Here is a 17,100-nt window from a genome sequence, read left to right as displayed (position 1 = left end):
TCTGCGAGACCGAGAACACGTCCTCTGTTACCACCACCCGTATATTTTTCATCCCGAGCGACAAACGCGGAGCACATGGAACTCGATATCGTCCCCGCGGAGACGCTTTTAGAGGCTCCCTACGATGGAAATGTCGCACACCTACTCGAGCGAGCGGTCGCGGAACAGCCCGACGAACTCGCGATCGAACACGCCGGCGAAACGATCACCTACCGCGAGTTCGGCGACCGCGTCGGGCGGTTCGCCGACGGCCTCCGGGAACTCGGCCTCGAGGCGGGCGATCGGGTCGGGCTCTACATGCCCAACGGGATTCCGTTCTGTACCGCCGTCTGGGCCTGCTGTCACGCCGGAATCATCGCGAGCCCGCTGAACCCCGAGTACCGCCGCCGCGAGATCGAATACCAGCTCGAGCACGCCGACGCGAAGGCCGTCCTCGTCGAGGGCGAGCCCGACGACTACGTCGTCGAGGCCGTCGCCGACCTCGAGACGGAGATCGTCAGCGCGACGCCCGGCGGCGACTACCGGTCGCTGCCCGACCTCGGCGCGGCCGACGCCGACCCGGACGTGGTCGACCGCGAGGACGACGACGTGCTGCTCCAGCCCTACACCTCGGGGACGACGGGCAAGCCGAAAGGCGTCCTGCTGACCCACCGCAACTTCCGGGTCCAGATCGCCCAGAGCGTCTCGAGTTACAGCGCCGGACCGATCGAGGGCGACGGGATCATCGTCCTGCCGATGTACCACATCACCGGGATGCTCGGCATGATGGCCTCGCTGTGTGGCGGCCGGACGCTACACCTGCTCCGTCCCGACCAGTGGGACCCGGAACTGGTCCTCGAGAAGCTCGACGAGCACGACATTCCGACTTTCGTCGGCGTCGCCGCGATGTTCGTCGACCTGCTCGACGCCTACGACCCCGACGAGTACGATCTGTCGACGCTGATCAAGGCCGGGCAGGGCGGGGACAAGCTTCCGAAACCGACACAGGAGCAGTTCGAGGAGGCGTTCGACGTCCCGCTTTCCGAGGGGTACGGACTGACCGAGACCACCGCGACGTCGCACACGATCCGGTGGTCGTCGCTCGGCAACCGGCCCGGGAGCGTCGGCCAGCCGGTCGGCCACACGCGCTCGAAGGTGGTCGACGAGGAGGGGAACGAACTCGGCGCGGGCGAGGAAGGCGAGATCCTCATCGCCGGCCCGCAGGTGATGAAAGGCTACTACGAGAACCCCGCGGCGAACGAGGAGGTCTTCACCGACGACGGCTTCTTCCGGACGGGCGACATTGGCATGCGGGACGAGGACAACTACTACTACATCAAGGGCCGCGAGAAGGAGATGATCCTGACCGCGGGGTACAACGTCTACCCGCGCGAGGTCGAGAACCTGCTCTACGAGCACCCCGACATCCACGAGGCGGCGGTCTTCGGGCTCCCAGACGAGCGCCGCGGCGAGACCGTCGCGGCCGCGATCACGCCGAAGGACGGCGCGGAGCTGACCGAGGACGACGTCGAGGAGTACGTCCTCGGGGAACTCGCCCCCTACAAGCACCCCCGGGTCGTCGAGATCCGGCGCGAACTCCCGAAGACCGGCAGCGGCAAGATCCGCAAGACGGAACTGCAAGACGAGTTCGTCGAGGAACACGGGATGGAATCGTGATGGGACGTGAGCGATCGATCTCTCGAGGTACCGCCGGGCGGAGTGTGACGCCGCGCTGTCCGCGACCGACCTCGGCGACCGCTCGCTACGCCCGATGACTGACGAGACCGCCGACCAGACGTACTCGAACGGGGAGATCCGGACGATCGCGCTCGCGGTCATCGCCGGCATCTTCTTCGGCGGGGTCGCGACCGGCGTGGCCTTCCCGACGCTGCCGCTGCTCGACGAGAAGCTCGTGATCAGCGCGGTGATGCTGAGCGTGATCCTCTCTGCCAACCGCATCGCGCGGCTGTTCATGAACACGCCCGCGGGGACGATCATCGATCGGATCGGCTCGCGCAAACCGATGATCTTCGGGCTGTTCACGCAGGCGCTGGCTCCCTTCGGCTACATCGTCGGCCTCCACACGCCGCCGATCGAACTGGGCGCGGTGCCGTTGCTCGGGGGCGTCTCGCTCCCGGGCCTCGTCTTCGTCACGGCGCGGCTGTTCTGGGGCGTCGGCAGCGCGTTCGTCTTCATCGGCGCGTTCGCGACGATCACGTACGTCACGACGACGAACAACCGAGGCCGGTGGGTCGGGTACATGCGCGGCGGCCAGTCGCTCGGCTTCCCGACCGGCCTCATCCTCGGCGGCATCCTGACAGACCTCGCCGACATGCAAACGGCGTTTCTCGTCGCCGGTGCGCTCGCGCTACTCGCCGGAACCGTCGCGACGATCGTCCTCCCGGACGTTCACGCGGGTGCGGGCGGCGAGGGCCGATCGGTGAGCCTCCGCGAGGTCCCCGCGCTGCTGGCCGACAACCCGACCGTCGTCCTCGTCGGCTACGGGAACTTCGCGGTGCGGTTCCTCTGGGGCGGCGTCATCCTCTCGACGCTCGCGAGCTACGCCAGCGTCAACGGCCTCGAGCTATCCTTCCTCGAGGCGGCGGGTATCAGCGGCATCGTGATGGGGCTGGGCGTGCTCACCTCGGGCTCGCTGACGATCGTCACCGGCTGGGCGTCGGATCTGGTCGACGATCGGACGATCCTGACGGTGCCGGCGTTCCTGGCGATGGCGGTCGGCTTTCTGGTCATCGCCTACGTCCCGACGATCGAGGCGCTGCTCGGCGCGATCGTCCTCGTCGGCGGCGGGATGGGCGCGGCCGCGCCGTCGTTGCTCGCGATCATGGGCGATCTCACGCCCGGTGACGAACTGGGGCGGATGGGCGGTGCCTATCAGGTGATGGGGGATATCGGACTTAGCCTCGGCCCGCTGCTGGCGATTCCGGCCGTCGAGAGCTGGTTCGGTTACCAGTTCACGTACGTCCTCTGTGCGGTGCTCGTCTCGAGCTGTCTGACGATCGTCTCGCTTCCCCTCCTGCGAAACCCCGAGGTCACCCGGACGGGGGTGAAAGCCGACTGAAGACTCGATCGGCGGCCGAGTTTCGTCGACGGGGCCGTCAGCCCGAGAGAGCCCTCGCGAAGAACTAGCGGCCGCGAAGCTTTCATAACCGTTTACACCATATTGCTATATAATGTCTCCCATACGGACGGCAGCCGCCCGTGTCCGCCCGTGGCTTCCACCGATCGCCGTGGCGCTCGCTGCAGGACTCGCCGCCGTTGGGGGGTCGTATCTGTCCGTCGGCCGACGGCCGGCGTTCGTCGTGACGCCGATCGATCGGCTCGTCATTACCCTCAGTCCCGAGGCGCTCGTGACCTTCGCGATTACCGAACTCGGCACCCTCGGCCATCAGGTGGCCTTCCTGACGGCCATCGCGCTGACGTGCGTTCTCTTCGGGCTCGCGGCGCTGCCCGGCGTCGCGATCTGTCTGGATTACGTCTCCGTCGACAGCGGCCTCCTCCGCCAGCGTCGCGCGTCGATCGCCGCCGGCGCGATCGTCGGAACGGTCCTGCCGACCGCCGTCGCGTTCGGACTGACGCGGTCACCACGTTCGAGCGCCGGTGTCGCGGCCGGTGCCGCCCTCGTGCTGCTGGCGACGATCGGTGTCGGACTCGTTGCGGGAGGGGACGCTACCCCCAGTTCGTTCGGCCGTCGGCGCGTCCTCGGTGCCGTCGGCTCGGCGATCGGCCTGAGCGCGCTCGGGCTGTTCGTCCGCGGGACCGACACGGAAACCGTGTCGTCGCCGCTCGAGATTCCCGCGGACGCCCGGCCCGAGGTTCGAACGCTGCTTACGCGCGCGAAAGACCAGTCGTTCGAGGTGGACGGACTTGAGCCGCTGGTCAGTACGGATTTCTATCAGGTCGATATCGGCAACGTCGATCCCGTCGTCGACCGCGAGGAGTGGACGCTCTCGATCACCGGGGCCGTCGAAGAGGAAGTCGACTACGACATCGCCGACATCGAGTCGATGGCCCTCGAAGATCGGTTCGTCACGCTCCGCTGTGTCGGCGACCGACTCAACGGTCGCCAGATGGACACTGCCCTCTGGAGCGGCGTCCCCGTTCGGTCGCTGCTCGAGGCGGCGGGTCCCGAGGGCAACTACGTCGTCCTTCACGGGGCCGACAGTTACTACAACGAGTTCCCGATCGAGGCGTTGTGGCCGGGATTGCTCGCCTATCGGATGAACGGACGGCCGCTGCCGCGGGCACACGGCGCGCCGGTTCGCGCGCTCGTTCCGGGCCACTGGGGCGAAATCAATGTGAAGTGGCTGACCGAGATCGAGGTTCGGACCGAGGAGACGATGGGCTACTGGGAGCACCGGGGCTGGCACGGGACCGGTCCGGTCCACACCGTGGCCAAACTCTGGCAGGTCAATCACCTGGGCGGCGGCCGGATCGAGGTGGCCGGCCACGCCTACGCCGGCACTCGAGGCGTCGGGGCCGTCGAGGTTTCGACCGACGGCGGGGATACGTGGACTGAGGCCGAGATATCCGAGCCACTCCCCGGCGACGACGTCTGGAGACAGTGGCGCCACGAGTACGGTGCGACCGGGGAACACGAGGTGATCGTCCGTGCCCGCGACGAGAACGGGACCCTCCAGATTCCGGACAAAGAGGGGCCGAAGCCCGACGGCGCTACCGGTTGGGTTTCCGAAACCGTGACTCCGCAATGAAGATTTTACCGCAGCCGTCACTCGACCGCCCCCGTCCCACTATCCTCGTTCGACTTCCGTCCCGCAGATAGGCCCGGTGACTCGAGTGGTCGTTACTCACTTACGTTGGTTAACATAAAGGACCGAAATATACTGATGTTAAAAAACACTCTCGGGAAACGTCTGAAAAAAACGTGAACGTTTATATGGCTGTAGTAGGATGATAGCAATGGACAAGAGTGATTGTGAACCAATGACACGGGATAACATCAACAGGCGAAGGGTGCTAACGGGTGCTGGTGCAGGACTCACCGCAGCGATGGCAGGCTGCATCGGTGGCGGTGGGGGTGGTGGTGACGAAAACATTCACTTCATCACTGACTACTACAACTCCTCTTGGGAGAGCCTCTGGGGGGAGATGCAGTCCCAGTTCGAGGACAGCACTGATCACAGTTTGAACATTGAGGAGGGCGGAATGTCCGGTACGCAGGAAGGCCGGCTCGCCCAGTTGATTCAGGCGGGCAATCCGCCGGACGCGAACACCTCCACGTTCGACCAGGTGGCCGACATCTGGGCGACGGACCAGCTCAGTTCCGTCGGCGACGTGGTCTCGTCGATCGAGGAAGTCAACGGTGAACTGAACGTCGGTGGGGCGTTCCTCGGTGGGGACGACATATTCCAAGTCTCGCACGGCGTGTACGTCTCCGACTTCGTGTACCGGCAGGACGTCTACGACGAGCTCGGCCTGTCGGAACCGCAGACCTTCCAGGACGTGCTGGACAACGCCAGGGCCATCGACGAGGCCGGCGGCGATTACTCCGACATGCGCGGCTACGGGCTCGCGGGGATGCCGACCGGCAAGAGTCAGGACGAGTTCCAGGTCCTCCTGGCGAGCGCGGGCGTCTCCGGACTCGGAGTTCGCTGGAAGGACCCCGAGGCCAAGGACGAACTCGAGATGTACTGGCCCGAAGAGGAAGTGACGACGGTGTTGCAGTACATGAAGGACCTCGCTCAGTACTCGCCCGACCCGACCAGCATCGGCTGGGCGGAGTCGCTCGGCGGGTGGCTCCAGGGTCAGTACGGCCAGCAGTACCACCTCAACGCCTGGCCAGTCGGACTCGCCGCCGCGCAGGCCGAGGCCCAGGACAGCGACGCGCTACGCGGGCTGGCCGAGGCCTCTCAGGTCATGGCGTATCCGACGTGGGAGGGAATCGACAAGAACGAGAACTGGCTGAGCGCCCCGGCGCCCGACGGCTACCACGTCTTCTCGGGCGGCGGGAACACGCAGGCCGCGAAGGACTGGTTCGAGTGGCTCTACGCCGACAGCGTGGAGAAGACCGTGCAGTTCTACGCGGCCGACCCGGGACGGTTCCTGCCGAGTTACTCCGACATATTGGGCTCCGACGCGTTCGAGAACCAAGACCTCATGCAGGCCCACCCCCACCTGCTCGAGAAGCTCCAGTACGTCCAAGACGAGATCTGGGGCAACCACTACGGCAGCGTCGACGCGGCCAACACCTCCTCGCCCGTGGCGCTGTACATGCAGCGCCAGTGGTTCTACGGCGAGATGGTCAACAACGTGATCACCGACTCGATGTCCGTCCAAGAAGCCTACGAGTGGGGCCAGGGCAAACTCGAGGAGTCACTTTCGGAGGCGAAAGAGCAGTTCGGCGGATAGTCGGCAAATCGACATCGTCCCTTCATTTAGCGACGTTGGGTGTGGAGCAAGTCGGTCACTAACAACCGTGAGATTAACATACATGGATGCAGAGAATCGCACACGGACAACCATGAGATCAACAGACACGGATGCAGAGGAAACCTAAACATGGCTGGTGAAACTGGAGAATCGGTTCGACCGGGGAGGGCGTTCATCCCGTGGGACGACCTGCCGGTGAGTCGGGAGACCGTCGTCGGGATCGGAACGATCCTGCCGGTCGCCGTCCTGTACATACTTATCGCGGCGCTCCCGATCGCGTTCGCGTTCTGGGCATCGTTACACAACATCCACACGCTCAACCCCGTCTGGGAGTGGGCGGGCACCTCGAACTACTCCGAGGTCATGGAGCTGTCCCGGTTCTGGGGATCGCTGTGGCGAGGGATCGTCTACATGGTCGGCAGCACGCTCATCCAGCTCGCCGTCGGCCTCTGGATGGCCCTCGTGCTAAACCGGATCACCTACGGCCAGAAGCTGCTCACCGCGGTCGTCTTCACGGCCTACCTGATCCCGACGATCATCGTCTCGCTGATCGCGCTGCGGGTGTTCGACCCGCGAGGCGGCGTGCTGCAGATGATGGGCGCGGACTGGTTCAGCCTGTGGGCGGCCGGTGAGGCACCGCTCGGATCGCGGGACTGGGCGATGCCCCTGCTGATTCTCATCGGTACCTGGAAGTTCTCGGTCTTCATTACGATCTTCACGCTCGCGCAGCTACGCGCGATTCCGAACCGATTCTACGAGGCGGCGAAGGTGTGCGGTGCGAACCGGTGGCAGATGTTCCGGGACATCACGCTACCGCGTCTCATGGGGATTATCCTGGTCGTCGTGCTGCTCCGGTCGGTCTTCATGTTCAACAAGTTCGACATCATCTGGCAGCTCACGCAGGGCGGTCCCGGGAACGCCACGACCACGCTGCCGGTGCTCGCATACAAGACCGTCTACACCGACCAGGCGTACGGGCTTGCGAACGCGATCTCCGTCGTCATGTTCCTGTTCCTGCTCGTGGCGGCGATCGGCTACTTCATGGTCTTCAACCCGAGTGAGGAGGTAGAAACGACAGCATGAGTCAGAGCGAACCACCGGGAGGCGTCTTCGGCCTCTCATACGACAGCGAAATGCAGTTCTTCGAGGCGGCAAAGCTCGTCAGCACCGCGATCATCGTTCTCGTCGGTGTCTGGCCGATCTACTGGATGACCCAGCTCGCGTTCACTCAGTACGAGGTCGTCTCGAACGACATCACCTTCTTCCCAACGCCCGACATATTCACCCTCGATAACTTCAATATATTGACTGATCCGGAGATGTACACGTACATCTTCAACACGACCGTGGTGGCCATCGGGACCATCGTCACGGTCATCATCGTCTCGTTGGTGGCGGGCTACGGACTCGCGCGGCTGGACTTCCCGCAGAAGGAGAACTTCGCGCGGGTCCTCCTGATCGGCTACCTCTTCAGCCCCATCGTCATCGGCATCCCGCTCTACCAGATCTGGCGGAGCATCGGGCTGCTCGGCACCCGCATCGGGCTCATCATCGCGCTGTCGGCCATCTCCATGCCGTTCGCGGTGTGGCTGATGTGGAAGTACATCATGACGATTCCGGAGGCCCACGAGGAGGCCGCGTGGGTCGACGGCGCCTCGCGCTGGCGTGGCTTCCGCGACGTCGTCGTGCCCCAGTGCCGACCGGCGATCATCGCCGCGGCCCTGTTCGCCTTCGCGCTCGCCTGGAACGACTTCACGTTCGCACAGATCCTCCTACCGTCGACCGACACGACGACGTTCGCCCCCGGCGTCCTCCGGGAGATGAACCAGTCGCAGTTCCTGCCCGACGCCTACCTGATGGCGGTCTCGCTGGCCATGACGCTGCCGCCGCTGCTGTTCGCCTACTTCATGCAGAGCTACCTGCTGAAAGGGTTCCAAGTCAGAGCGCTCTGAGAACGCATCGCTTTCCAACTATCATTCACAATTACCACAACAACATATGCCAGACATCGAAATTCAGAACCTGACCAAGGTGTACGAGGAATCGGGGAACAAGATCATCGCGGTCGACGACGTCGACCTGACGATCCGCGACGGCGAGTTCGTGACGCTGGTGGGGCCGTCGGGCTGCGGGAAGACCACGACGCTGCGCTGTGTCGCGGGGCTGAACAAACCCACGAGCGGCACGATCAAGTTCGGCGACCGCGACGTGACGGACAAGCCGGTCCAGGAGCGCAACATCGCGTTGCTCTTCCAGGACATCGCGCTCTACCCGCACATGAGCGTCAAGGAGAACATCGCCTACGGCCTCAAGATCACCGGCTTCTCGAAGGAAGAGCGCATGGCCCGCGTCGAAGAGGCCGCCGAGTTGCTCCAGATCACCGACCAGCTCGAGAAGATGCCCTCGGAGCTCTCCGGCGGGCAACAACAGCGCGTCGCGCTGGGCCGGTCGCTCGTGCGCGACCCGGAGGTGTTCCTGTTCGACGAGCCGATGTCGGACTTAGACGCCAAGCTCAAGGCCGAGCTGCGCCCGGTCATCGAGAAGGTGACCGACGAGATCGGCTGTCCGACGCTGTACGTCACCCACGACCAGGAGGAGGCGATGACGATGTCCGACCGCGTCGCGGTCATTAACGACGGGGAACTGGCACAGGTCGCCCCGCCGAAGGAAATCTACGACGAACCGAGCTCCGAGTTCGTCAGCCAGTTCATCGGCCAGCCCTCGACGCAGTTCTTCGAGGGGAACGTCCGGTCGGTCAACGGGACCGCCGAACTGGCCGTCGGCGGCTACGAGTACGACATCGCCCGCGACGGCCTCGATGGCTGGGCCGGCGAGGACGTCCGCGTCGGCCTCCGGCCGCAGTACATTCAGGTCAGCGACGACCCCAACGACGGCATTCCGGCGACGCATCTGCTCGACGAACCGCTGGGCGATTCGACGCACAGCTTCTTCAAGACGGAGTTCGGCGAGGTCGTCGTCGTCACCGATCCGGACTTCGAAGGCGGAGGCAAAGAGTACAGCCTCGTCTTCGAGGACGAGTACATCCAGTTGTTCGACAACGACTCCGGCGTCCGAATCGCCTGAGTCGTCCATCGAGTCGTTCAGTTCTCTCGTTTTTCACTCGCTCGAGCGGCAGCACTCGTATCCGTGTCCGCCGAGACCGCCTCGTCGCGATCCGTCGGTTGCGTCGAGCGAACGACGACCGTCCCGCCGGCGAGGTCGCCGAGGCGACGGCCGTCGGTCACGAGGGCCGTCACCAGGCCGACCACGAGCGGCGGAATCCCGAGGAGGTCGACGTACAGGAGGAGATTCCGCACGGCGCTGGCGCGGTAGGTGCACTCGCGACCGTCCGCCATGACGACCAGCAGGCCGCGATTGACCTTCCCCGGCGTCCGGCCGTAGCGCCACTCGAGGGCGAACGAGTAAGTGGCGTAGATCGGCAGGAGGGCGAGCAGAGAGAGGGGAACGATGGCCGCTCCCAGCGCCTCGTACGCGTCGCCGAACACGACGCTCGCGACGTAGAGCACCGGCGATTCGATCAGCGCGAAGCACACGAACAGGTCGATCGCCGCCGCAGCGCCGCGGGCGAGGATCACGTCGAAGTCGTCCGCGGTCTCCAGTACCGGTGCTGGTTGCCGCTGCGTCGGCAAGAACCCGTCCAATGTCCAGTCGATCACAGCATCACCGTTCCGCCGTTCATGGCGGAGTCATTTACTGGCGCGTACAAAATACCTGCCCTTCGGCCGATTTCGGCGGATCGGTGTCGGCTTCGGTCACTCCATGCGGACGTCCGTGCGGAGCGTCGCGAGGAAGTAGATCAGCAGGAGGATGGCGATTCCGCCGAACACCTGCGCGTCGATCGACAGGTAGCCGTCCACGCGGACCAGGAGAACGCTAGCCGCCACGAGCACGGCGATGGTGCCGACGGTTCGCCACCGTTCGACGGCCTTCTCGAGGGTTATCTCCGTCGTGGACTTCTCCACCGCGTCCGACGCTTCGCGGATGTTTTCCAGACCGCCCTCTTCCGAGGCACTCCGCGTCGTACTTCCACTCATGTGTGCCATTCATTGCCAGCAGGCCATATATAGCTGTGGGTGGCGGGAAGCCGGTCTCTCCCGCGGATCTCTCACGTAGGCGTCGCACCGGACGAGAGTCGCACTCGAGTACTCGAGTGTCGTCGGTACGAGGGCGATGGCTCGTCGCCTCACTTGTACGCCTGTAGATCGGTCAGCTCGTAGCCGACGATCAGCTTCTGGATCTCCGTGGTCCCGTCGGGAATGGTCATCGTCCTGGCGTCACGGTAGTAGCGCTCGAGCGGGTAGTCCTTCGAGAGGCCGTTGCCGCCGTAGACCTGCAGCGCCGCGTCGGTCACGTCGACGGATTTCTCGCAGACCCAGCCTTTCGAGAGCGACGAGAGCATGCGAGCCTCCGGATCCCCCTCGGCGATCTTTTGGGCGGTGTGGCGGGTCAGCAGCCGGCCCGTCTTGAGGCCGGCGCGGATATCGTAGAGCTTCTCCTGGACGAGCTGGTGTTGGCCGATCGGTTTCTCGAAGACCTCGCGGTCGGTCGCGTAGTCGAGCGCGGCCTCGTAGGCCGCCTGCATGATCCCGACCGAGATGGCTGCCATCCCGTTTCGCATCGAGGCGAACATGCTGTTCAGCGGGTTCCCGCCGGGGCCACCGCCCGCGAGGGACGACTCCTCTGGATCGAGCCGCCCGTCCTCGAGCGCCTCGAGAACGGCCACCGAGAGCTTATTTTCGCGGGGTACCCGGCAATCGTCGAAGAACAGTTGGCCGGTCGGAGAGCCCTTCCACCCCAGTTTCTCGAGTTCTCGAGTGTCGAAGCCGCCCGTTTTCTCGTCGACGAGGAACATATCGCGTTGCTCTTCGGCCTCGTCCCAGGCCACGACCAGCGCGAGGTCGGCGATCGGCGCGTTCGAGACCCAGGTTTTCTCGCCGTCGATGACGTACTCGTCGCCGTCCTTGCGTGCGGTCGTGTTCGGAACCTTCGTGTCGGAGCCGCCGTCGGGTTCCGTAATGGCGAAACAGCCGACCAGTTCGTCACGCTCGTACTCGGCGGCGTAGGCGTCCCGCGTGCGTTCGGCGAAGATTTCGAACATGGTCACCGGCAGCGACATGCCCATCGTCACCTGGAGGCTCGGCCAGACCCGCGAGACCTCCTCGCTGACGATCGTGCTCGTCACCGGGTCGTCGAAGCTCTCCTCGGCGTAGGGGCCCACGTCGATCTCGGCCATTTGCTGCATATAGCCGATCGCGTCGTCCTTCGAGAGCGGTTTCCGGTCGGCCTCGGGCAGATCCGGCTCGATCTCCTCGTCCATGAACTCCCGCACCGAATCGCGAATCATCCGCTGTTCGTCGGTTAGCATCATCGTGTATCACTCGTGACAGCGATACTAGCGTTCAGCCATGTGATGTTAAACCTTCCCACAAACAGCGTAGAGCGACGTGCTCACGCGAACGGCGGTAATTCGCGATGCAGAACGACCGACTTCGAAACCGTCTATTCGGTCGCTCGCGGCCGAGACGCGTCGCTTGCGACCGCTGGCGCGTCGTCTCTGTCGGTCGAAGGAAAATAAGAGCGGAGCGATCGGCACTCGACCGCGAGCGTGCGACGTTACTCGTCGAGTTTGTCGATGCGCAGGTCTTCGTCGAACTGCAGAGTGTTCTCGATCTCGGCCTCGTCGACGTCCTCGAAGGCCCAGCGGGCGATCGAGCGGCGGTGGACCTCGTCGGCCCCGTCGACGATGCGGAACGCGCGGACGTTCTCGTAGAAGTGGGCGATCGGCAGGTCCTTGCCGATTCCGTTGCCGCCACAGCACTGCAGGGCGAGATCGATGGTCTCGTTGGTGACGTTCGCGGTGAACATCTTCGACATCGCGACCTCGATGCGGGCGTCGCTGCGGTCGAGTTCACGCGCAGCGTGGCGGATCATCGTTCGCGCGGCGTGGAGTTGCGTCTCGGCGTCGGCGATGCGGTGGCGCAGCGCCTGCTTCTCCTCGAGTTTCGAGCCGAAGGCCTCGCGCTCCTGGAGGTAGGCCTTCGCGATGTCCAGCGAGCGCTCGGCCATGCCGGAGTAGCGCATGCAGTGTGTGAGTCGACCGCCGCCGAGTCGCATCTGGGCGATCCGGAAGCCTTCGCCTTCCTCGCCGATGGTGTTCTCGACGGGGACGCGGACGTTCTCGAACTTCACTTCGGCGTGGCCGCCCTCGCGTTCGGTGATGCCGTGGCCGCCCAGGTGGGGGATGTTCCGCTGGACTTCGACGCCGTCGGCGTCGCGCGGCACCATGATGATCGAGGTGCCCTCGTAGGGGTGGGCGTCGAGATCGGTGCGGACCATCGCCAGATAGTAGTCCGCGCCGAGGCCGTCGGAGGTCCACCACTTGTGGCCGTTGATGACCCACTCGTCGCCGTCTTTGACGGCGGTGCTCTGGAGCATCTTCGGGTCCGAACCGGCACCGACCTTGGGCTCGGTCATCGCGAACGCCGTCTGAATGTCGCCCTGGACGAGCGGTCGGAGCCACTCCTCTTTCTGCTCTTCCGTGCCGACCATCTCGAGGGTGTGCATGTTACCCTCCTGGGGCGCGTTGGCCCGGATCGCCAGCGCGCCGATCAGCGAGCGGCCGACCTGCTCGAACGAGGGCAGCATGTCGCTGAAATCGAGGCCTTGACCGCCGTACTCTTCGGGGACCTGTGGCGCGAACAGGTCCCGCTCCTTGGCCATGTCCCACATCTCGTGGATTTCGTCCATCGTGATCTCCTCACCCGTGGCCAGCGCCTCGCGCTCGCGCGGGATGACGACTTCGTCCATGAATTCCTCTACGCGACCCGCAACCTCCGTGGCTTTCTCGGAGTCGTGGTACTCCATATCATCCATGATCGCATACAGCATTGTAAAGCTATAGGTAACGGATCGCATTAATTGGCAAGCGAAAACGAGACTATCGGCTCCTCGAGACCTGTCGCCACCCCTCGTCTGCTTCGATTCCCCCGCCTGTCCCCGTCGCGACCCGCCGCGTCAGCCCCCGGTCGAGCGGTTCAGACCCGCTCGAGGATGGTCGCGACGCCCTGACCGAAGCCGATGCACATCGTCGACAGCGCCGTGTCCTGGCCGGTGCGCTCGAGTTCGTGGGCCAGTTTGGTCAGCAGCATCGCGCCGGTCGCGCCGAGCGGGTGACCGTGGGCGATCGCACCGCCGTTGACGTTGACGTCTTCCCAGGATGCGCCGGTCTCCTCGAGCCAGGCCGCCGGGACCGACGCGAACGCCTCGTTGACCTCGAACAGGTCGATATCGCCGATCGTCATGTCGGCTTGCTCGAGGACGTTCTCGGTCGCCGGAATCGGCCCTTTCAGCATCGTGATCGGATCGACGCCGACGACTTCGGTCTGGACGATGCGGGCCATCGGCTCCCAGCCGTGCTCCTCGGCGGCCTCCTCACTCGCGATCAGCAATGCGGCCGAGCCATCGACGATGCCGGAGGAGTTGCCGGGATGGTGGAAGCCGTTGCCTTCCTCGCGGAACGACAGCGGCAGTTCGGCGAGCGTTTCCTCGTCCGTCCCCGGCCGCGGGTGTTCGTCCTGTTCGACGACGACCTCCTCGCCGTCGAGTTCGGTCTCGACGGGGACGATCTGGTCGTCGTAGCGGCCCTCGTCCCAGGCCTCCTTCCAGCGGCGCTGGGAGTCGGCGGCGATCTCGTCGAGTTCCGAGCGCGAGAAGCCGTACTCCTCGGCGATCCGTTCGGCCCCCTCGCCCTGATGGGTCACCTCGTCGAAGTGCTCGAAGTAGGTGTCGGTGAGGCTGTCGCCGCTGTCCGCCCCGTCCGCGTCGTCCGATCCCATCGGGACGCGGGTCATGTGTTCGACCCCACCCGCGACGAGTACGTCGTGCTGGCCGGCCATGACGTTCGCCGCGGCGAAGTTGGCCGCCTGCTGGCCGGAGCCACACATCCGATTCAGCTGGACGCCGGGGACGATATCGCCCCAGCCCGCGACCATCGGCGCGATCCTGGCGATGTTGAGCCCCTGCTCGTCTACGGGCGTCACGCAGCCGTAGATGACGTCCTCGATCGTCTCCGGCTCGAAGCCGTTGCGTTCGCGCAGCGCCTCGAGCGGTTCGGCGGCCAGATCTTGCGGATGTGTGTCTCGGAACGAGCCGCCCCGCTTGCCGAACGGCGTGCGGACGGCGTCGACGATGACTGCGGAGTTCATGACGTACACGTGAGTATTCCATCATCGTTCATAGAGGTTGTGCATAAATTCGTGATCGAGGGAGTTGGAGACTGTACGGTCGAATCTTTCCTTCAGTTGGCAGTGAAATCTGGTACCGCTCCCCAATGGTTAAGTCAGATAACGAAGTATTCGCTCGGGCATGGACTTTGGTATTCAGGATCGGACCGCCGTCGTCACCGGCGGGGCCGGACGTATCGGAAGCGCCGACTGTCGAACGCTCGCCGAGGAGGGCGCGAACGTCGTCGTCCTCGACGTCGACGCGGACGGCGCACAGGAGGTCGCCGACGAGATCGACGAGACGGCCGACGGCGGGGAGGCGATGGCCCTCGAGTGCGATCTCACCGACCGACAGGACGTGGCGGACTCGATGGACGAGGTCCGCGACGCCTTCGGCGGCGTCGACATCCTCGTGAACAACGCCGCGATGGTCGACGCGCGCTCGCGGCTGGCCGACTACGACGACGACATCTGGAACCGCGACGTAGAGATCAACCTCACCGGCACGTACAACATCAGCGCGGAGGTGTTCCCGGAGATGTGCGACCGCGGCTGGGGTCGCGTCGTGAACATGTCCTCGATGGCCGGCTGGTACGGCGGCTTCGGCCAGATCTCCTACTCGGCGACGAAGGCCGCCATGATCGGCGTCGGCCGGACGATGGCGCTCGAGGGGGCCCAGTCGGGGGTCACCTCGAACGTGATCGCGCCGAACATCGTCGTCGGCCAGTGGGCCGACATGAGCCCCGACGAACTCCGGGAGAACGTCGACGAGTACTACGCCCGGATCGCCGAGGCGACGCCGATGCGCCACCTCGGGACGGAGGAGGACGTGGCCAACATGGTCGCCTACCTCTGTTCGGAGCAGGCTTCCTACGTCACGGGGCAGATCGTCGGCGTCACCGGCGGCATCGACCTCTTCAGTTTCTGATCGCGGGGACGGGGAGTCGCCCCCGAACCCGCCGGGTGCATCCCTACTCGGGATACGCGTCGTGCCACGGCCTGTGGCGCTCGACGGCCGCACTGGCGGCGATCACGTCGTCGTCGGCGTGCCGGCGGCCCGCGATCTGCATGCCGACCGGAAGCCCGTCGACGACGCCGGCCGGAACCGAGGCCGCCGGATGACCGGTGAGGTTGTACGGTTGCGTGAGCACCCAGCCGCGGTACGGTTCGATCTCGACGCCGTCGATCTCCGCGGGCTCCTCGCCGTGTGGGAACGGCGTCGTCCCGCACGTCGCCGTCACGAGGAGGTCGTACTCCGCGAAGAGGTCTTCCAGGCCGTCGAGAAGCCGCGTTCGAACGACATCAGCGCGCTTGTACTCTCGCGTAGTCGGCTCCTCGGCGTCCATGATGAGGTCGACGAGATACGGCCGGAGGCGGTCGCGGTCCTCGCCCTGTGGATCGAAGCCCTCGTCCTCGAGGTTGTCGAGCAGCGACTGCCACCGCACGGTCGCCATCGTGTAGTAGGCGTCCAGGATGTCCTCGTTGTCGATCCCCAGGTCCGGGTCGACCGCGTCGACGGTCGCGCCGGCGTCCTCGAGCGCCGAGACGGCGTCCTCGAGGGCGTCGCGCACCGCCGGATCGACGGGGTAGATCCCCATATCGGGGCTGTACGCGACGTCTAACTCGTCGATCGGACGGTCGACTGCGTCGCGGTACTCACCGTGCTTCGGGACCGAGAAGGGGTCGCGCGGATGCGTTCCGGCCATCACGTCCAGCGATAGCGCCGCGTCTTCGACCGTCCGGGCCAGCGGTCCGTTCGTGGAGAACGGGGTGTGGCTGGCGAACGCGTTCGGACGGCTGACGTTCGGTATCACACCCTGCGTGGGCTTGAGTCCGTACACGCCGCAGAAACTCGCCGGAATCCGGACCGAGCCGCCGGCGTCGGAGCCGGGTGCCAGCGGCACGAGCCGGTCGCCCAGCGCCGCCCCGGCTCCGCCGGAGGAGCCACCCGAGACCCGATCGGGATCGAACGGCGTTCCCGTCGGTCCGGCGACGCGGTTGTCGGTGGTCGTGCCGAGCCCGAACTCGGGCGTGTTCGTCTTCCCGACCACGATCGCGCCCGCTTCCTTGAGCCGGGCGACGAACGGCGAGTCCGAGTCGGCGACGCGGTCCTCGAAGAGCAGCGATCCCGAAGTCGTCGTGACTCCCTCCACGTCGTCGAGGTCCTTGATCGCGACGGGGACGCCGTGCAGCGGCCCGAGCGGTTCGCCCTCGGCGATCGCTCGTTCGGCGTCTTCGGCCATCTCGCGAGCCAGATCGTCCGTGACGGTCACGAACGCGTTCGTTCGATCGTTTCGCTCGTGAATGCGCTCGAGGGTGGACTCGACGACCTCGGCGGGCGAGCGGTCGCCGTCTCGAATCGCTCTCGCGAGCCCCGCGGCAGTCCGGTCTGTGAGCCGTGTTACCATACGATGACGTATCAGCGTACCGAGTGAAAAACGTTCGTCTACGGGAAACCTCGGGACGCGGC

Annotated in this window: 14 protein-coding genes; 8 read left to right on the top strand and 6 right to left on the bottom strand. The window is 65.2% G+C overall.

The genetic code is table 11. From position 1 onward, the window contains the following. Positions 1-75 precede the first annotated feature (75 nt). From NDO75_RS27410 to NDO75_RS27380, 7 genes are all read left to right on the top strand, one after another. Positions 76-1,656: a class I adenylate-forming enzyme family protein gene (locus NDO75_RS27410; protein WP_310909711.1), complete on the top strand. Its 1,581-nt coding sequence runs from the start codon at positions 76-78 to the stop codon at positions 1,654-1,656. Between the two features lie 94 nt (positions 1,657-1,750). Then, positions 1,751-3,058: an MFS transporter gene (locus tag NDO75_RS27405; protein WP_310909710.1), complete on the top strand. Its 1,308-nt coding sequence runs from the start codon at positions 1,751-1,753 to the stop codon at positions 3,056-3,058. Positions 3,059-3,170: 112 nt separating this feature from the next. Then, complete coding sequence (locus NDO75_RS27400) at positions 3,171-4,709, top strand: molybdopterin-dependent oxidoreductase (protein ID WP_310909709.1); 1,539 nt, start codon at positions 3,171-3,173, stop codon at positions 4,707-4,709. Positions 4,710-4,941: 232 nt separating this feature from the next. After that, on the top strand, positions 4,942-6,366 hold the full coding sequence (locus NDO75_RS27395; protein WP_310909708.1) for an ABC transporter substrate-binding protein: 1,425 nt from the start codon (positions 4,942-4,944) through the stop codon (positions 6,364-6,366). A gap of 150 nt (positions 6,367-6,516) precedes the next feature. Then, positions 6,517-7,470, top strand: coding sequence for a sugar ABC transporter permease (locus tag NDO75_RS27390; RefSeq protein WP_310909707.1), 954 nt, complete (start codon positions 6,517-6,519; stop codon positions 7,468-7,470). Further along, complete coding sequence (locus NDO75_RS27385) at positions 7,467-8,339, top strand: carbohydrate ABC transporter permease (protein ID WP_310909706.1); 873 nt, start codon at positions 7,467-7,469, stop codon at positions 8,337-8,339. The genes NDO75_RS27390 and NDO75_RS27385 overlap by 4 nt, the downstream gene beginning before the upstream one ends. A gap of 46 nt (positions 8,340-8,385) precedes the next feature. Then, positions 8,386-9,471 carry an ABC transporter ATP-binding protein gene (locus NDO75_RS27380; RefSeq protein WP_310909705.1) on the top strand — a complete coding sequence of 362 codons (1,086 nt, stop codon included), beginning with the start codon at positions 8,386-8,388 and terminating at the stop codon, positions 9,469-9,471. A 17-nt stretch (positions 9,472-9,488) separates the two neighbouring features. Here NDO75_RS27380 and NDO75_RS27375 read toward each other — a convergent pair whose 3' ends face one another. The 5 genes from NDO75_RS27375 to NDO75_RS27355 form a co-directional block, all read right to left on the bottom strand. Further along, positions 9,489-10,064, bottom strand: coding sequence for an RDD family protein (locus NDO75_RS27375; RefSeq protein WP_310909704.1), 576 nt, complete (start codon positions 10,062-10,064; stop codon positions 9,489-9,491). Positions 10,065-10,160: 96 nt separating this feature from the next. After that, the gene (locus tag NDO75_RS27370; RefSeq protein WP_310909703.1) at positions 10,161-10,442 is read right to left on the bottom strand and encodes a hypothetical protein; all 282 of its coding nucleotides are present in this window, start codon (positions 10,440-10,442) and stop codon (positions 10,161-10,163) included. A 149-nt stretch (positions 10,443-10,591) separates the two neighbouring features. Beyond that, entirely contained in the window at positions 10,592-11,776 is a 1,185-nt protein-coding gene (locus NDO75_RS27365; protein WP_310909702.1) for an acyl-CoA dehydrogenase family protein, read from the bottom strand. Between the two features lie 245 nt (positions 11,777-12,021). Beyond that, positions 12,022-13,272 (bottom strand): acyl-CoA dehydrogenase family protein, encoded by a 1,251-nt coding sequence (locus NDO75_RS27360; protein WP_310909701.1) that lies wholly within the window; start codon positions 13,270-13,272, stop codon positions 12,022-12,024. A 170-nt stretch (positions 13,273-13,442) separates the two neighbouring features. Then, on the bottom strand, positions 13,443-14,612 hold the full coding sequence (locus tag NDO75_RS27355; protein ID WP_310909700.1) for a thiolase family protein: 1,170 nt from the start codon (positions 14,610-14,612) through the stop codon (positions 13,443-13,445). A gap of 160 nt (positions 14,613-14,772) precedes the next feature. Between NDO75_RS27355 and NDO75_RS27350 the strand changes: the two genes are divergently transcribed. Beyond that, a complete protein-coding gene (locus tag NDO75_RS27350; RefSeq protein WP_310909699.1) occupies positions 14,773-15,558 on the top strand; it encodes an SDR family NAD(P)-dependent oxidoreductase in 786 nt (261 codons plus the stop codon). Positions 15,559-15,601: 43 nt separating this feature from the next. Here the strand turns inward: NDO75_RS27350 and NDO75_RS27345 are convergent, their stop codons facing one another. After that, a complete protein-coding gene (locus tag NDO75_RS27345) occupies positions 15,602-17,038 on the bottom strand; it encodes an amidase (RefSeq protein WP_310909698.1) in 1,437 nt (478 codons plus the stop codon). Positions 17,039-17,100: the final 62 nt, after the last annotated feature.

This window comes from Natrinema sp. 1APR25-10V2 (assembly GCF_031626495.1).
GTDB lineage: Archaea > Halobacteriota > Halobacteria > Halobacteriales > Natrialbaceae > Natrinema.
Note: the sequence above shows the minus strand (reverse complement) of the source record. Positions and strands in the feature narration are given on the sequence as shown.

What these genes read in the sequence shown, in the direction of transcription:
- NDO75_RS27360 (WP_310909701.1), bottom strand. Translation starts at nt 13,272, where the DNA reads ATGGAGTACCACGACTCCGAGAAAGCCACGGAGGTTGCGGGTCGCGTA.
- NDO75_RS27380 (WP_310909705.1), top strand. Translation starts at nt 8,386, where the DNA reads ATGCCAGACATCGAAATTCAGAACCTGACCAAGGTGTACGAGGAATCG.
- NDO75_RS27350 (WP_310909699.1), top strand. Translation starts at nt 14,773, where the DNA reads ATGGACTTTGGTATTCAGGATCGGACCGCCGTCGTCACCGGCGGGGCC.
- NDO75_RS27355 (WP_310909700.1), bottom strand. Translation starts at nt 14,612, where the DNA reads ATGAACTCCGCAGTCATCGTCGACGCCGTCCGCACGCCGTTCGGCAAG.
- NDO75_RS27405 (WP_310909710.1), top strand. Translation starts at nt 1,751, where the DNA reads ATGACTGACGAGACCGCCGACCAGACGTACTCGAACGGGGAGATCCGG.
- NDO75_RS27370 (WP_310909703.1), bottom strand. Translation starts at nt 10,442, where the DNA reads ATGAGTGGAAGTACGACGCGGAGTGCCTCGGAAGAGGGCGGTCTGGAA.
- NDO75_RS27400 (WP_310909709.1), top strand. Translation starts at nt 3,171, where the DNA reads ATGTCTCCCATACGGACGGCAGCCGCCCGTGTCCGCCCGTGGCTTCCA.
- NDO75_RS27395 (WP_310909708.1), top strand. Translation starts at nt 4,942, where the DNA reads ATGACACGGGATAACATCAACAGGCGAAGGGTGCTAACGGGTGCTGGT.
- NDO75_RS27390 (WP_310909707.1), top strand. Translation starts at nt 6,517, where the DNA reads ATGGCTGGTGAAACTGGAGAATCGGTTCGACCGGGGAGGGCGTTCATC.
- NDO75_RS27410 (WP_310909711.1), top strand. Translation starts at nt 76, where the DNA reads ATGGAACTCGATATCGTCCCCGCGGAGACGCTTTTAGAGGCTCCCTAC.
- NDO75_RS27345 (WP_310909698.1), bottom strand. Translation starts at nt 17,038, where the DNA reads ATGGTAACACGGCTCACAGACCGGACTGCCGCGGGGCTCGCGAGAGCG.
- NDO75_RS27365 (WP_310909702.1), bottom strand. Translation starts at nt 11,776, where the DNA reads ATGATGCTAACCGACGAACAGCGGATGATTCGCGATTCGGTGCGGGAG.
- NDO75_RS27385 (WP_310909706.1), top strand. Translation starts at nt 7,467, where the DNA reads ATGAGTCAGAGCGAACCACCGGGAGGCGTCTTCGGCCTCTCATACGAC.